17 protein-coding genes and 1 pseudogene are annotated in these 15,310 nt (G+C 63.6%); 13 read left to right on the forward strand and 5 right to left on the reverse strand.

Annotated features, from left to right (window positions below; translation table 11 throughout):
- The first annotated feature begins 28 nt into the window (after window positions 1-28).
- Genes EN781_RS07615 through EN781_RS07625 form a run of 3 tightly spaced genes read left to right on the forward strand, consistent with a single transcriptional unit; the run spans window position 29 to window position 3,499 of the window.
- Entirely contained in the window at window positions 29-1,108 is a 1,080-nt protein-coding gene (locus EN781_RS07615) for a glycine betaine/L-proline ABC transporter ATP-binding protein (protein WP_126056030.1), read from the forward strand.
- The gene (locus EN781_RS07620; RefSeq protein WP_126056031.1) at window positions 1,105-3,084 is read left to right on the forward strand and encodes an ABC transporter permease subunit; all 1,980 of its coding nucleotides are present in this window, start codon (window positions 1,105-1,107) and stop codon (window positions 3,082-3,084) included. Before EN781_RS07615 ends, EN781_RS07620 begins: the two co-directional genes overlap by 4 nt.
- 37 nt (window positions 3,085-3,121) lie before the next feature.
- Window positions 3,122-3,499 (forward strand): GFA family protein, encoded by a 378-nt coding sequence (locus tag EN781_RS07625; protein ID WP_126056032.1) that lies wholly within the window; start codon window positions 3,122-3,124, stop codon window positions 3,497-3,499.
- Window positions 3,500-3,526: 27 nt separating this feature from the next.
- Here EN781_RS07625 and EN781_RS07630 read toward each other — a convergent pair whose 3' ends face one another.
- Window positions 3,527-4,885, reverse strand: a complete 1,359-nt coding sequence (locus EN781_RS07630; protein ID WP_126056033.1) for an NAD(P)/FAD-dependent oxidoreductase — start codon at window positions 4,883-4,885, stop codon at window positions 3,527-3,529.
- Between the two features lie 257 nt (window positions 4,886-5,142).
- Here EN781_RS07630 and EN781_RS07635 point away from each other — a divergent pair, with 257 nt between their 5' ends.
- Entirely contained in the window at window positions 5,143-5,865 is a 723-nt protein-coding gene (locus EN781_RS07635) for an XRE family transcriptional regulator (RefSeq protein ID WP_126056034.1), read from the forward strand.
- 67 nt (window positions 5,866-5,932) lie between these two features.
- Here EN781_RS07635 and EN781_RS07640 read toward each other — a convergent pair whose 3' ends face one another.
- The 4 genes from EN781_RS07640 to EN781_RS07655 form a co-directional block, all read right to left on the reverse strand.
- A complete protein-coding gene (locus EN781_RS07640) occupies window positions 5,933-6,973 on the reverse strand; it encodes a DUF3445 domain-containing protein (RefSeq protein ID WP_126056035.1) in 1,041 nt (346 codons plus the stop codon).
- Window positions 6,974-6,982: 9 nt separating this feature from the next.
- Complete coding sequence (locus EN781_RS07645) at window positions 6,983-7,948, reverse strand: PDR/VanB family oxidoreductase (protein WP_126056036.1); 966 nt, start codon at window positions 7,946-7,948, stop codon at window positions 6,983-6,985.
- Window positions 7,945-8,541, reverse strand: a complete 597-nt coding sequence (locus EN781_RS07650) for a dimethylamine monooxygenase subunit DmmA family protein (protein WP_126056037.1) — start codon at window positions 8,539-8,541, stop codon at window positions 7,945-7,947. The genes EN781_RS07645 and EN781_RS07650 overlap by 4 nt, the downstream gene beginning before the upstream one ends.
- A gap of 101 nt (window positions 8,542-8,642) precedes the next feature.
- Window positions 8,643-9,776 (reverse strand): aminomethyltransferase family protein, encoded by a 1,134-nt coding sequence (locus EN781_RS07655; protein WP_126056038.1) that lies wholly within the window; start codon window positions 9,774-9,776, stop codon window positions 8,643-8,645.
- Between the two features lie 286 nt (window positions 9,777-10,062).
- On the opposite strand from EN781_RS07655, the gene EN781_RS07660 reads away from it, so the two are divergent.
- The 9 genes and pseudogenes from EN781_RS07660 to EN781_RS07700 form a co-directional block, all read left to right on the forward strand.
- A complete protein-coding gene (locus EN781_RS07660) occupies window positions 10,063-10,350 on the forward strand; it encodes a hypothetical protein (RefSeq protein ID WP_126056039.1) in 288 nt (95 codons plus the stop codon).
- A gap of 5 nt (window positions 10,351-10,355) precedes the next feature.
- A complete protein-coding gene (locus EN781_RS07665) occupies window positions 10,356-10,733 on the forward strand; it encodes a hypothetical protein (RefSeq protein ID WP_126056040.1) in 378 nt (125 codons plus the stop codon).
- Window positions 10,734-10,748: 15 nt separating this feature from the next.
- Window positions 10,749-10,910 carry a hypothetical protein gene (locus tag EN781_RS07670; protein ID WP_126056041.1) on the forward strand — a complete coding sequence of 54 codons (162 nt, stop codon included), beginning with the start codon at window positions 10,749-10,751 and terminating at the stop codon, window positions 10,908-10,910.
- Window positions 10,911-10,924: 14 nt separating this feature from the next.
- Window positions 10,925-12,325 carry an amino acid permease gene (locus EN781_RS07675; protein WP_127399888.1) on the forward strand — a complete coding sequence of 467 codons (1,401 nt, stop codon included), beginning with the start codon at window positions 10,925-10,927 and terminating at the stop codon, window positions 12,323-12,325.
- Between the two features lie 46 nt (window positions 12,326-12,371).
- Window positions 12,372-13,061, forward strand: coding sequence for a hypothetical protein (locus EN781_RS07680; RefSeq protein WP_189347387.1), 690 nt, complete (start codon window positions 12,372-12,374; stop codon window positions 13,059-13,061).
- The gene (locus EN781_RS07685) at window positions 13,058-13,387 is read left to right on the forward strand and encodes a hypothetical protein (RefSeq protein WP_126056043.1); all 330 of its coding nucleotides are present in this window, start codon (window positions 13,058-13,060) and stop codon (window positions 13,385-13,387) included. The genes EN781_RS07680 and EN781_RS07685 overlap by 4 nt, the downstream gene beginning before the upstream one ends.
- A gap of 85 nt (window positions 13,388-13,472) precedes the next feature.
- Window positions 13,473-14,369: a glutamine amidotransferase family protein gene (locus tag EN781_RS07690; protein ID WP_126056044.1), complete on the forward strand. Its 897-nt coding sequence runs from the start codon at window positions 13,473-13,475 to the stop codon at window positions 14,367-14,369.
- A 4-nt stretch (window positions 14,370-14,373) separates the two neighbouring features.
- The gene (locus EN781_RS07695) at window positions 14,374-15,105 is read left to right on the forward strand and encodes a GXGXG domain-containing protein (RefSeq protein ID WP_126056045.1); all 732 of its coding nucleotides are present in this window, start codon (window positions 14,374-14,376) and stop codon (window positions 15,103-15,105) included.
- A gap of 6 nt (window positions 15,106-15,111) precedes the next feature.
- Window positions 15,112-15,310, forward strand: a pseudogene (locus EN781_RS07700) (FMN-binding glutamate synthase family protein); the annotation flags it as partial.

The raw sequence follows: 15,310 nt of genomic DNA on the forward strand, positions 1-15,310 counted from the left end.
CTACTGCCCGTTCCAGAAGGACGAATGCATGAGCGACGCGACTGAACCGCAGGCCGCCGGCGCGCCCAGGGATGCGCGCCCGATAAAACTTGCCTGCCGCAATGTCTGGAAGCTGTTCGGCGCCAACGCCGCGAGCTTCATCCGCGAGCGCGCCGGCAAGGCGAGCCCCACCGACATAGCGGCGGCGGGACTGGTCGGCGCGGTACGCGCCGTCGACCTGGAAATCCGCCAGGGCGAGATCTTCATCATCATGGGGCTCTCGGGCTCAGGCAAGTCGACGCTGGTGCGCTGCATGTCGCGGCTGGTCGAGCCGAGCCACGGCAAGGTCGAGTTCGAAGGCAAGGACCTGCTGAAAATCTCCGATGCGGCGCTGATCGAGCTCAGGCGTCACCGCATGGGCATGGTGTTCCAGAATTTCGCGCTGCTGCCGCATCTCAACGTGCTCGACAACATCGCCTTTCCCTTGAGCATCCAGGGGCAGGACCGGGCGACGCGAGAGGGCCGCGCCCGCGAGGTGATCGAGCTCGTCGGCCTGCGCGGGCGCGAGCATTTCTATCCGCGCGAACTTTCCGGCGGCCAGCAGCAGCGCGTCGGCATCGCGCGCAGCCTTGCCACCAAGCCGGAGATCTGGTTCCTCGACGAGCCGTTCTCGGCGCTCGATCCGCTGATCCGTCGCGAGATGCAGGACGAATTGATGCGGCTGCAGACGATGCTGCACAAGACCATCGTCTTCATCACCCATGATTTCGACGAGGCGATCCGGCTCGCCGACCGCATCGCCATCATGAAGGACGGCGAGGTCATCCAGACCGGCACGCCGGAGGAGCTGGTGGTCAATCCGGCGACCGACTATGTCGCCGAGTTCACCCGCGACGTCGACCGCGCCAAGGTGATCTCGGCGAGGAGCCTGATGCGCGCTTGCGGCGGCACCGAGCATGGCGGCACGGTCTCGCCGGAGGCGAAGATCGCCAGCTTCTCGGCCGGTATCGTCGCCGCCGGCAAGCCCTTCGCCGTGATCAACGGCAGCGGCAAGCCGATCGGCGAAGTGACGCCGCAAGCGGTGATCGACCTGCTGGCCGGCATCGAGCGCAGCGGAGCCGGCGCATGACGGTGACGGCGAGCGTCAGCGAAGCCAGGCCGCCGGTCCAGCGCTGGCTGGCGATCTGGGCGCTGGCGCTTCTCGCGGTGCTGGTCGTGTTCCTGCTCGAGGACAAAGTGCCCTGGGCGGTCAACTATCCGGCCGACGCCGTCATTCCGGTCGCCGACTGGATCAGCGACCTGATGAAGTGGATAAAGGCGAGCTTCTCCTGGCTGACGCGCTCGATCACGGCGGTGCTTGGCGTGCCGCTCGATTTCGCGCTCGATCTTCTGGCCAAGAACTTCAAGATCGGCCATGGCGCTGACGCCTTCACCCTGCCGCGCCTGTCCTGGCTCGGCGTATGCGTTGCGGCGTTCCTCGCCGGCCGCGCCGCCGGCGGCTGGAAGTTGGGTGTGCTGGTCGGCGGCTGCTTTGCCTATGTCGCGCTGTTCGGCCAGTGGACCAGCGCCATGCTGACGCTGGCGTTGATCTCGATCGCGGTGCCGTTCTGCATCGTCACCGGCCTGTTCGTCGGCATCTGGGCCTGGCGCAAGCCCTGGGCGGAGAGGTTCGTCGTCTCCCCTGCCCTCGACCTGATGCAGACCATTCCAACCTTCGCCTATCTGATCCCGATGCTGCTCCTGTTCGGCAACAGCCCGGTGTCGGCGATGATCGCCACCGCCATCTTTGCCACGCCGCCGATGGTGCGGGCGACGATGCTCGGCCTGCAGCGCGTGCCATCGGAGATCGACGAGTTCAGTGAGATGGCCGGCTGCACGGCCAGGCAGAAATTGTGGCGCGTGCTTTTGCCCTCGGCGCGGCCAACGCTGATGGTCGGCGTCAACCAGGTCATTATGCTGGCCCTGAACATGGTGATCATCGCCTCGATGATCGGCGCCGGCGGCCTCGGCTATGACGTGCTGCTGGCGCTGCGGGCGCTGAAGGTGGGCGAAGCGATGGAGGCCGGCCTTGCCATCGTCGCTTTGGCCATCGCGCTCGATCGGCTGAGCCAGGCGATCGCCCACAACCAGGCGATGGGCCAGACGCATCGGGCGGCGGGCCTCAATTTCTGGCGGCGCTATCCCAACCTGACGTGGGCTGTCGCCATCCTTGTCGTCACCACGCTGCTCAGCCTGTTGGTGCCCAGCTTCGCGGCGGTGCCGAAAGCGATCACCTTCACGACGGCGCCGTTGTGGAAGGCGGCGGTGAACTGGGTGACGATCAATTTCTTCGACACGATCGAAGCCTTCCGGGTGGCGCTGATCCTTAACGTGCTCAATCCTGTGCGCGCCTTTTGCGAAGGTTTTCCGTGGCTTGGCGCTGTGTTCCTGCTCGGCCTTGCCGGCTACCAGCTCGGCGGCTCGCGGCTTGCCGCGCTGGTCGCGGGTCTCACCGCCTTCTGCGCGGTCACCGGGCTCTGGGAAAAGACCATGGCGACGGTCTATCTCTGCGGCATCTCCGCCTTCATCTCATGCCTGATCGGCATTCCGATCGGCTTTGCCGCCGCGCGCAGCGAGCGCTTCGAGAAGATCGTCACGCCGATCATCGACACGCTGCAGGTGCTGCCGTCCTTTTGCTTCATCATCCCGGTGGTGATGCTGTTCCGCGTCGGCGACGTCACCGCGATGATCGCGACGATAGCCTTCGCCGTCGTGCCGGCAATCCGCTACACCAACCACGGCATCCGCCAGGTGCCGCCGGCGCTGATCGAGGCGGCGAAGGTTTCGGGCTGCACGCCGCGCCAGACCTTCTTCCGGGTACAACTGCCGCTTGCGCTGCCCGAGATCATGCTCGGCGTCAACCAGACGATCCTGATGGCATTGGCGATGATCATCATCTGCGCCATGATCGGCACGCGTGACCTTGGCCAGGAAGTGTTCATCGCGCTGTCCAAGGCCGATTCCGGCCGCGGCATCGTGGCAGGCCTGGCGATCGCCTTCATCGGCATCGTCGCCGACCGGCTGTTCAACGCCTGGACAGCGAAAGCCAGGGCGAGGCTGGGGTAACACCCAAAGCGCCAAAACCACCCAAAGGAGAGAGAGTATGACCAGCCGGATAGCCAGCTGCGCCTGCGGCCAATTGCAGATCCGCTGCCAGCGGGAGCCCGACATAGTGTCGCTTTGCCATTGCCTGGACTGTCAGCGGCGGACCGGCAGCCCGTTCGGCGTAGCGGCCTTCTTCGATGCCGCAACGACCGAGATCACCGGGTCGTCGCGGACATTCCAGCGCGATTCCGACAGCGGCTGTCCCATCGCCTTCCACTTCTGCGGAACGTGCGGCTCGACGGTGTTCTGGTATCCGTCGCGACGGCCGGCGGCGGTCGCCGTTGCCGTCGGCTGTTTCGCCGATCCGTCGTTTCCGCCACCGACGCGGTCCGTCTACGACAAGCGCCGGCACGACTGGGTCGCCGTGCCGGCCTGACGGCAAGTGCACCGCTTCGCGAAGGCCTTACTCCGCCGCGACGCCCTTCACCTCGAGATAGCTCTCCATCGAGTCGTCCAGCGCCTGCAGCCAGGGCGTATGGTGCAGCGGCGCCATCGTGCCGGTCATCAGCGAGCGGTAGGCATGGTCGCGGAAGCCCATGATGTCCTCCACCTTGTGATGCTCCCACTCCATGAAAGTGTGGTTGACCGCCTCGACATCGAAGCCCGGATAGTCGGTCTGGTCCATCAGCTCTTTGGTGTAGTCGCCCTGGAACCAGATCATCTGCTCGGCGTCCTCCAGCGTCTCCTCGCGCGCGCGCCACTTGGCGCTATGCTCGGCCATCGCCTCGGCCGACGGCAGCTTGATGCGGGCCATGATGACGTCGCGCGCGTACCAGGCCTGCGCGTCGAACATGTTGAAGGTGTAGAACTGGTCCTGCATGCCGATATAGAACAGCTTCGGATTCTTCTCCCAGACGACGCCCTCGTAGAGGTCCAGCGGCCACATGCGGTTTGCGGTCTTGAGCTTGAGGTCGTCGGTGAGGAAGGGGAAGGAATGCAAATAGCCGGTGCACAGGATGATGGCGTCGACCTCCTTGGTGGTGCCGTCCTTGAAATGCGCGGTCTTGCCGACGACTTTCTGCAGCAGCGGCACCTCCTTCCAGTTCTCCGGCCATTTGAAGCCCATCGGCTTCGAGCGGTAGCTGGAGGTGATCGACTTGGCGCCGTATTTGTAGCACTGCGAACCGATGTCCTCGGCCGAATAGGAGCGACCGATGATCAAGATGTCCTTGCCCTTGAACTCCATGGCGTCGCGGAAGTCGTGGCTGTGCAGGATGCGGCCGTTGAAAGTGGCGAACCCCTCGAAGAACGGCACGTTGGGCACCGAGAAATGCCCGGAGGCGACGACGACATTGTCGAACTCTTCCGAGTAGGTGACGTCATTGCTGCGGTCATGCGCGGTGACGGTGAATCTCTTCGTCGCATCGGAATAGGTGACCATGCGCACCGGCGTGTTGAAGCGCACCCATTTGCGCACGCCTGATTTTTCGACGCGGCCCTTGATGTAATCCCAGAGCACAGCGCGCGGCGGATAGGAGGCGATCGGCCGGCCGAAATGCTCCTCGAAGGTGTAGTCGGCGAATTCGAGGCATTCCTTCGGCCCGTTCGACCAGAGATAGCGGTACATCGAGCCATGCACGGGGTCGCCATGCTCGTCGAGCCCGGTACGCCAGGTGTAGTTCCACAGGCCGCCCCAGTCGGACTGCTTCTCGAAGCAGACGACTTCCGGAATCTCGGCGCCCTTATCGGCGGCCGACTTGAAGGCTCGAAGCTGAGCCAAACCCGAGGGTCCTGCTCCGATGACGGCAACGCGACTGTTCATGGCGGGTCTCCCGTTCTCATTTTCCCTAGCGAAACAAATTTCACTGTCAGTGACAGTAATTGGCCCTCTTGTGCTGTCAATAACCAACTGCGTGAACGGCGTTGGCGTGCAGCGGATTTCACGCGGAAAACCGGCGACGGACAATTTGGCGAGGAATGGCCCTGCGACATAGGATGGCTTGCCGTCGCGTTTGCCCTCTTGTATCGCCGCCGAATATGTTCACCATGAGTGAAATTCTCGCAGAATCTGAGGGCGACATGGCGAAGAAGACTTCCGATCTCAAGCACGCTGCCGGCGCCACAAAGGGCAAGCCCTCGCCGAAGAGCATTGGCCCGAACGGGCGAACGATCCGCACGCCGCTCACCCAGGACCCGCATGCCATTCGCGACACGCGCGAAAAGGTGCTGGAAGTGGCGATCGGCCGCGAGGTGCGGGCATTCCGCAAGAAGCTCGGCATTACCGTCGCCGATCTCGCGACCGCCACCGACATTTCGCTCGGCATGCTGTCGAAGATCGAGAACGGCATCACTTCGCCGTCGCTGACGACGCTACAGGCGCTGTCGCGCGCGCTCGGCGTTCCGGTCACCGCCTTCTTCCGCCGCTTCGAGGAGGAGCACAGCGCCGTCTTCGTCAAGGCCGGCGAAGGCCTCGATGTCGAGCGCCGCGGCACGCGCGCCGGCCACCAGTACAATCTGCTCGGCCATATCGGCTCCAACACCAGCGGCGTCGTCGTCGAGCCTTATCTGATCACGCTGACTGAGGATTCGGACGTCTTCCCGACCTTCCAGCATGCCGGCATGGAGTTCCTTTACATGCTGGAGGGCGAGGTGGTGTACCGGCACGGCAGCAATCTCTATCCTATGAAACCTGGCGACAGCCTGTTCTTCGACGCCGACGCACCGCACGGACCGGAACAGCTGACGCGGCTGCCGATGCGGTACCTTTCCATCATCTGCTATCCGCAAAGCAGCGCTGGGTGATCGGCTGATCTCCCCCTTCGTGGGGGAGATTGGCAGGACAGAGGTGGGCGCTGTCCCGCCGACAGTTTCAATCCGGCCCAAACCCCGGGCTGGTCGGGCTCCCGTCGTCCAGCTTCGACAGCCACTCGACCAGCGTCGGCCTATAGCGGGTCAGGCCCTTGTAGGTGGCGAGCTCTTCCGGCAGGTCGCGGATGACGCGGTGCAGGCGACACGCCCATTTCGGCTGCGTCACCAGCTCGTCCATCTTGATCAGATAGCAGCGGATCGGGAAGACGATGCCGTTCGAGCGCGGCAGCCGCCAGAAGCTCTGCAGCTCGACGCGCAGATGCACCTTGTCGCCAACATTCTCCGGCGTGACCGTCGCCCGGTCCGGACCCCATTTGTGGTAGTTCTCCGGGCTGGTGTCGAGGCGCGGATTGATGGTCATCGTCCAGTTGAGCCGCCGCGCCGGCTTGCCCTGTTGGATGTTGGTGAGGAATTTCAGCGCACGGATGAAGATGCCCTTCTCGTGCGCCAGCGGCACCGGCGCGTGCCACTCGAAGAAGTTCATGCCGATGTCGAAATCGAGCGACCAATCGGCCTGGGTGGTGACCATGCCGGCATCCATCCACAGATTACCGTCGCGCTGATCGAGGATGCAGAAATCGCCCTGGCTCTGCCGGGTGATGTATTCCATCGGGCCATAGGGCAGCGTCGAGGTGTCGCCGAAGGTGAAGGTGTCGTCGATGCCGAGCGGCCGGTTGATCCAGCGCCAGCGGTCGCCGTCGCGCGTCAGCGTGAAATGCTCGGGATAGCCGAGCGCCTGCTGCTCCATCAAAAGCTCGAGCAGGTCCCAGCCGGCCAGCGTCATATGCGGCAGCGACTGGCAGCGCAGCGGATCCTCGGCCAGCACCAGCGCGCGATCCTGCATCTCGGCGACATAGTGCTCGTCGACGTCGATCAGGTTTTCCAGCACGCTGCCTTTCGGGCCGACGACATGCGGCTCGATGTTGACGGCATACATGTAGCTGTCTTCGTTGAACGGGAACGGAAAGCGCCTGATGTGCTCAGGGCTGTTGCGGAAGGTGTAGTCGTCCCGAAATGTTTCCTTGCGAAAGGTGATGCCCAAGCTCGCCTCCTATCTTTCCAGGACCAGCGACTTGCCCTCGAAGCGCGAGACGCAAGGCATGATCTTGCAGCCGGAGCGATGGTCTTCCTCGCTCAGCCAGTGGTCGTTGTGGATGAACTTGCCGTCTGCCGAGATGACATTGGTCTCGCACTGGCCGCAGACGCCGCCGCGGCAGAGATAGGGCGGATCGACGCCGGCGGCCTCGATCGCCTCGAGCAGACTCTGCTGCGAGCCGACACGGATCGTCTTGCCGCTGACGGCCAGCGCCACATCGAAGGGCGCGCCGGGCTGGGGCGCCGCGAAATGCTCGAAATGCACGGTTTCCGACGGCCAGCCGAGAGCGGCGGCGCGGTCGCGCACCCAGTTGATCATGCCGGCCGGGCCGCAGACGTAGAGATGCGTGCCGAGCGGCTGCGTCGAAAGCAGACGGTCGAGATCGATGCGCTCGTCGCGATCGTCGTGGTAAAGCTTCACCCGGCGGTCGTAGCGCTGCTGCAGGATATCGGCATATGTGCCGAGCGAAGCGGTGCGGCAGGTGTAATGCAGCTCGAAATTGCCACCCGACCCCGCCAGTTGCGCGGTTTGCGCCATGAACGGCGTGATGCCGATGCCGCCGGCCAGCATCAGGTGCTTCCTGGCTCTCAGGTCGAGCGAGAACAGGTTGACCGGATAGCTGATCACCATCTCGAGGCCGGGCTTGACCGACCTGTGCATGAACAGCGAGCCGCCGCGGCCGACATCGTCGCGGCGCACCGAGATCGTGTATTCGCTGGTATTGAGCGGTGAGCCCATCAGCGAATAGGGGTTGAGCCTGGTGCGGTCGCCGTCGCGCATCTCGACCACGACATGGGCGCCGCCTGAAAAGGTCGGCAGGAGTTCGCCGTCGCGGCGGCGGAAATGGAAGCGGGTGACCAGATCGTTGACGGGGGCGACATCGCTGACGACGACGTCGAGCTTGGTGGTGCCGGTGCTCATCGGAAGACCTCCTCCATCGGAGGAACCTCTGAGCGATCCTCGGCATTGATGCAGACGCCCTGGAAGGCGGCCAGGCGCCTTGAATAGTGGTCGCGCACCAGAAGCAGCAGGCCGCAATGCGCGCAGGTCGCCGGCTGCGTCGTCACGTTCTCGGTGATGCCCTTGCAGTGCACGCACTGCATGCGGCGCGCCAGCGAGCCGCGATGCTCGGTCTGCATGGAGGTGTGGTCGATGCCGGCCTCGAGCGCCACCTGCATGGCCTGGCCGATCAGCCCTTCGGTGCCGCTAAGATAGAGACGCAGGCCCATATGGGCGTTGGTCAGGGTCTGCCTCAATCGCGGCAGCAGGCTGGCGAAGGACGGCGCAATATGGAGCTGCGCCGGCTTCAGCGCTTCGAGAGCGCCAATGTGCTTGCCGTCGGGACCCGGAATGAAGACGATCTCGGCACCGTCGAAGAAACCGGCCGGCGCCTTGCCGGCCATGTCGATGATCGCGAGCGCGCCTTCGGCATCCGCCACGAATAGATGGTGCTTGCCGGGCTGCGGAGACAGGGTTCCGTAAACGGGCCGGCTGATGATCGTCTTGGCTGCCATTCTACCTTAGATCAGTTGGAGCATGATCTTTTCCGAAAACCGGTTCCCACTTTTCGGGATCATGCTCTAGTGCCTCGATACCCCTCCCCGTTGATAATGCCTCAGCCCTTGGCGGTGCGCTTGGTCTTTTTGGGATCGTCGAACGGCAATGGTTGCGCCGTCGCGTTGATCGCGCCGCTCCTGTTGCGGATCTCGAGCCTGGCGTCCTTGACGGCGCAGTCGACGTCGAGGCGGGCGATGCCCATCGACTTCTCGACCAGCGGCGAATACATGGCGCAGGTCACCACGCCAACCTTCTTGCCGTCGCGATAGACCGGCGCGCCTTCGTCGGCCGCCTCCTTGCCGTCGAGCAGGACGCCGTAAATCTTGAAGCGCTCCTTGCCCTTCAGGCGGTAGTGCTCCTCGGCGCCGCGGAAGCCGGTCTTGCCGGGGCTGACGGTGAAGTCGAGGCCGAGCTCCCACAGCGTGTCGCCGGGGCCTTCATTGTCGAAGGGATATTTCTGCGAATTGTCGTAGGGGTAGAAGAGCAGGTAGCTTTCGACGCGCAGCATATCCAGCGTGGTGAAGCGGCACGGGATGATGCCCGCGCTCTTGCCCTCGTCGAGGATCCTGTCCCAGATCGTGCCGGCGTCCTGGCCGCGGCAGAATATCTCGTAGCCGCGCTCGCCGGTGTAGCCGGTGCGCGAGATCATCACCGGAAGGCCGAACAACTGCGTCTGCATATGGTGGAAGTAGTTGAGGTCGCGGATGCCCGGCACGTGCTTGGCCAGGTAGTCGACGGCGGTCGGTCCTTGCAGCGACAGGTCGTGCAGATTGTCGTCGAAGCGCAGCGAGACGTCGCGGCCCACAGCTGCCCGCTGCAACTCTTCATGGCCGGTGCCCGACCCGTGCACCACCATCCAGCTGTTGGGGCTGATGCGGTAGATGATGCAGTCATCGGTGAACTTGCCGGCCTCGTTCAGCATGCAGGCATAGGCCGACTTGCCGGGATAGATCTTCTCGACGTCGCGGGTGGTGGCGAGGTCGATCAGATGTGCGGCATGCGGCCCGGTGATGTGGACCTTCTTCAGGCCCGACACGTCCATCAGGCCGGCCTTGGTGCGGATGGCGACATATTCCTCATCGGCATCCTTGTCGTAGGTCCAGGCGGTGCCCATGCCGCTCCAGTCCTCGAGCTTCGAGCCGAGCGCGCGATGGCGGTCCGCCAAGGTCGAAAATCTCCAGGATGCCGTCATCCGATCGTCCTCCGTCAGAAAGTCATTGCTGTTCCCTGCTCCTTGGCTCGATGGCCGGAGCTTTGATCGAATATTGACCGCAAACGGCGAAGCGCTGCAATCCCCTTGAAGCAAATAATTTCATTGTCAGGCAAAATTCTTGACCTGGAACGAACGGTTCACAAACCGTAAATCCGGCTTGACAATTCCGGAATTCGGTCGGAACTTATGAAAAAAATTTCACTCTGTTGAAAGAGCGGGACGCCCGGCCGATTCGGGTTCGGACGTCGAGAGAAGGGGAAAACCGATGTCCGACCTGCAGCAGCGCATCAATGCGCTGTACCGTTCCGACGTGCGCGGATCCGCGCTCCTGATCATCTGCCTGTGGGCGACGATCCTCTTCGTCCTCATCATGGCATGGCCGTACATTCCGGACGCCGGCATCAAGCTGGTCGTCGCGGTCGCCGCCGCCGCAGTGCTGATCTTCAACACGGCCGCCATCCTGGCGATGGTCAACCACTACAAAGAAGACAAGGACTTCATCTACGGGCTCGACATCAAGAACGCCGATGCGTTCCGCAACCGCAAGGGGTAGACAGCATGTCCCGCTACACGCCGCCGGAACAGAGCAAGGCCGGCCAGATTTTCGACATCGCTGTCGTCGTGGTGGCCATTTTCGTGGCGCTGTGGCTGCCGCTGAAGCTCGGCCTCGCCGGAGCGGCGAAGTCCATCGATCCGCTCGACGCCAAGACCTGGGACGCGCTTGGCCAGAACGCCACCATGGCCTCGATCTGGGAGAAGCTCGGCTATACGCCCGAGACCGCGCACGACATCATCCAGAATCGGTTCCACTACATTATCGACTGGCCGACGCTGATCATCATGGCGATCGTGCTGATCGCCTATTTCGTCTTCCTGTTCCGCGCATCGGACCGGGAATATCGCGACGTCATCAACGAAAAATTCGACGACAAGTAATCCGGGGGCACGCTCATGTGGATACCGCTGTCTTACGCCTGCTGGGGCATCTCGATCGTGCTCGCGCTGTGGATGCTCTACGACTGGTTCAAGGTCGACTCGGCCTATTCCGAAGAGGTCTTGACCTCGTCGCGCGAAGGCGAGCTTGAAGCCGTCTCCGAGAAGCACCGGATCTGAGTGGGGATTGATCGATGACGGTCGCGCTTGACAACACCACCACCATCCACGGCGAGAGGGTCTCGCTGCTCCGGGTGCTCGGCCCCGCTCATGTCTGGGCGCTTGGCGTCGGCATCGTGCTGGTCGGCGAATTCACCGGCTGGAACTTCTCGGCCGACAAGGGCGGCGCGCTGGCGGCGCTGATCGTCTGCTGGATCGTCGGCCTGCTCTATACCTCGGTCGCCATGATCGATTCCGAGGTGACCTCGACCGTCGCCGCTGCCGGCGGCCAGTACGCGCAGGCCAAGCACATCGTCGGGCCGTTGATGGCCTTTAACGTCGCACTCTTCCTGGTCTTCGCCTACACGATGCTCGAAGTGTCGGACGCAATCCTGCTCGGCGACACGATAGTCGCCAAGGCCGGCGTCGAGGGGCTTACCCACAATTCCTTCATCGCCGCCACCATCGTGGTGCTGGCATGGCTCAACTATCGCGGCGTGCTGATGACGCTCAACGTCAACTTCATCATCACCGCGATCGCCTACATTTCGATCGTCATCCTGTTCTTCTCGGTGAGCCCGTGGACGCAAGGGGCGGTGCTGAAGCTCAACGAGCTGGTGACGCCCGGCAATGCGCTGCCCTATGGCTGGATCGGCGTCATCGCCGCCTTCCAGTTCGGCATCTGGTACTATCTCGGCATCGAGGGCACGACGCAGGCCGCCGAGGAAGTGCGCTCGCCGGCGCGTTCGCTACCCTACGGCACCATGGCCGGCATGATCACGCTTCTGATCGCCGCCGCCATGACATGGTATGTCTGCGCCTCGATGATGCCGTGGGAATATCTCGGCATCACCTATTATCCGTTGTGGGACGCCGGCAAGCTGACCGGCAGCCCGCTGCTCGAGAACCTGCTGTTCATCGCGACGCTGCTGGCCGCGCTTGCCTCCGCCAATGGCTGCATCAACGATGCGGCGCGCGCCTGGTTCTCGCTCGGCCGCGACCGCTATCTGCCGAGCTGGTTCTCGGCGGTGCATCCGAGATACCGCACGCCCTACCGCTCGATCCTGTTCCTGCTGCCGATCGCGCTCGCCTTCGCCTTCATCGCCGATCTCAACCAGGCGATCACCTTCTCGATCCTGTCGGGCGTGCTGCAGTACACTTTCATGAGCATCAACATCATGATGTTCCGCAAGAAGTGGCCGCTGGGCTCGATCCGTCGCGGCTACACGCATCCCTTCCATCCGCTGCCGGCGATCGTGCTGTTCTGCCTGTGCGTGGTCACCTTCTTCGCCATCTTCCTCGGCTTCGGCTCGCAGCTGATCGCGATGACCATCTTCTATTTCCTGATCTCGCTGTGGTTCCACTTCTATCGCTACAAATTCGTGCGCCGCGGCGACCAGTTCACCATGCCGTGGCCGAAGCCGCAGGGCTATTGAGTGGAAAGTAAGCCCGCCGGCTGACGGTGGGCTCTGGCGCGTCGAGATGTCTGAGTTGACGTCAACTTTACTTGTCGGGGCGATTGCGCTTGCCGTCGTCGTCCACCTCGCCTGGCTCGCGCGCAAAAGCCGCAAACGGGCCAGGGCGGGGCTTGCCGCCGACACCGCCGACATTCGCTCCGTCATCGCCGACGCCATCGATGTCTCAGACGGCACCGCCGGTGTCCTCACCTGGGCGGGCACCTGGAACGGGCGTCGTGTGCAGGTCCGCACCATCATCGACACGCTGGCGACGCGAAAACTGCCGACGCGATGGCTGAGCGTCACGGTCACCGAGCCTGTCGATGTGCCGGGAACCTTCGACATGATGATGCGGCCGGGTTCGGCGACCACCTTCTCCAATTTCGATCACCTTGGCCATACGCTGCCGGCGGCCGCCAGCTTTCCCGCCGAAGCGGTGCTGCGCACGGACCGCAAAGGTGTCGCCTTTCCGCAGGACATCATCGCCGGCCATCTCGACATCTTTGCTGAAGGACGCGCCAAGGAACTGCTGGTCACACCGAAGGGCGTGCGCATCGTCTGGTTGCTCGCCGAAGCCGAACGAGCGCGCTACGGCGTGTTCCGGCAGGTCGCATTCGGCGACGTCAGGCTCGATCCGGCGCTGATCGAGAGGCTGCTGCAGTCGGCCTCGGCGCTTCGCGATGCGATCAACGAGCGCAAACGGCAGGCCGCATGACCGATAGAACCGCCTCCCCTGCTCCGACGAATCCGTATCTCGTGCTCGGCGCGGCGATCGCGCTGCCGGGGAGCGGGCATGTCATGCTCGGCGTGCCGACGCGCGGGCTGCAGTTCCTGTTCTTCATGGTGATCCTGGCCTGGGTCACCACCAAGGTGGCGCCGCCGGACGCCAGCTTCGTCGGCCGCCATGCCGGTGGTTTCCTGATCTACGCGCTATCGATTCTCGATGCCTACCGGATGGCGCGCATCCGCTACGCGCAGTGGGCTCACAAGGGCAGCCGGAGCGATGGCGGCACGGGCAGCGGCGTAGAGCCGCATGCGTAACTAGAGGAAAAATTTTTTCATACGATTGAATTTTGCGGACTCATTGGGTACATCATTTTTTAGCTGCAAACGCCGGGAGGCTGACATGTGTGGAATCGTCGGACTTTTCCTCAAGGACAAGTCGCTGGAACCCAAGCTCGGCGCGATGCTGTCGGAGATGCTGATCTGCCTCACCGACCGGGGTCCGGACAGTGCCGGCATCGCCATCTATGGCGCACCGGCCGGCAACGAGGCCAAGATCACCATCCAATCGGCGAAACCGGAACACGACTTCCGCGGCCTCGACGCTGAGCTCGCCAAGGCGATCGGCGCGCCGGTGAGCGTTGCGGTCAAGTCGACGCATGCGGTGATCAGGACGGCTCTGGACAAGGTCTACACCGCGCGTGAGGCACTGCAATCGCTTCGGCCCGATATCAGCATCATGGGCGCCGGCGAAGCGGTCGAGATCTACAAGGAGGTCGGTCTGCCGGAAGCCGTCGTCGAGCGCTTCGACGTCCGCTCGATGACCGGCACGCATGGCATCGGCCACACCCGCATGGCGACGGAATCGGCGGTCACCACGATGGGCGCGCACCCCTTCTCGACCGGCGCAGACCAATGCCTGGTGCACAATGGCTCGCTGTCCAACCACAACAATGTGCGGCGCGAGCTGGTCCGCGAGGGCATGATATTCGAGACCGAAAACGACACCGAGGTGGCAGCCGCCTATCTCTCCTCCAAGATCGCGCATGGCAAGAACCTCGGCGAGGCGCTGGAGGGCACACTCTCCGACCTCGACGGCTTCTTCACCTTCGTCGTCGGCACCAAGAACGGCTTTGGCGTGGTGCGCGACCCGATCGCCTGCAAGCCCGCCGTCATGGCCGAGACCGACCAGTATGTCGCCTTCGGTTCGGAATATCGCGCGCTCACCAAACTGCCCGGCATAGACAATGCGAGGGTCTGGGAACCGGAGCCCGCAACCGTCTATTTCTGGGAGCATTGAGTTCATGCCGGCAACCAACGTATCCACCGCTCAGCGCGACCAGAGCCACGCCAGGGTGTTCGACCTTGCCGCACTGTCGCTGCGCGAGCTGAACCAGGCGCTGCATCAGCTCACACCGGGCTCAAACGAGACGGCCTGGGAGGTGCTCAACCCCAAGGGCAGCCATTCGGTCGCCGTCGGCGTCGACCAGCCGGTCGCCATAGATGTGCGCGGCAGCGTCGGCTACTATTGCGGCGGCATGAATGCCGGCGGCGCCATCACCGTGCATGGTTCGGCCGGCCCCGGCGTCGGCGAGAACATGATGTCGGGCTCGATCGTGATCAAAGGCGACGCCAGCCAGTATGCCGGCGCCACCGGCCGCGGGGGCCTGCTGGTCATCGAAGGCAACGCGTCGTCGCGCTGCGGCATCTCGATGAAGGGCATCGACATCGTCGTGCACGGCAATATCGGCCACATGTCGGCCTTCATGGCGCAGTCCGGCAACCTCGTGGTGCTGGGCGATGCCGGCGATGCGCTGGGCGATTCCATCTACGAGGCACGGCTGTTCGTGCGCGGCAAGGTCGAGAGCCTGGGCGCCGACTGCATCGCCAAGGAGATGCGGCCCGAGCATCTGGAATTCCTGCAAGGCCTGCTCGACCGCGCCGGCGTGACCGGCGTCAAAGCTTCGGAGTTCAAGCGCTACGGCTCGGCGCGCAAGCTCTACAATTTCAATATCGACAACGCCGACGCGTATTGAGGCAAGATGACCTATCGCAACCCGCCGACGACGCCGCGCAAATCCGCAACCTTCGACGACTACACGCTTTCCGAGATCCGCCGCGCAGCAGCGACCGGCATCTATGACATCCGCGGCGCCGGCGCGAAGCGCAAGCTGCCGCATTTCGACGATCTCTTGTTCCTCGGCGCCTCGATCTCGCGCTATCCGCTGGAAGGCTATCGCG

It is taken from the genome of Mesorhizobium sp. M4A.F.Ca.ET.090.04.2.1, assembly GCF_003999085.1.
In the GTDB taxonomy this organism is placed as follows: domain Bacteria; phylum Pseudomonadota; class Alphaproteobacteria; order Rhizobiales; family Rhizobiaceae; genus Mesorhizobium.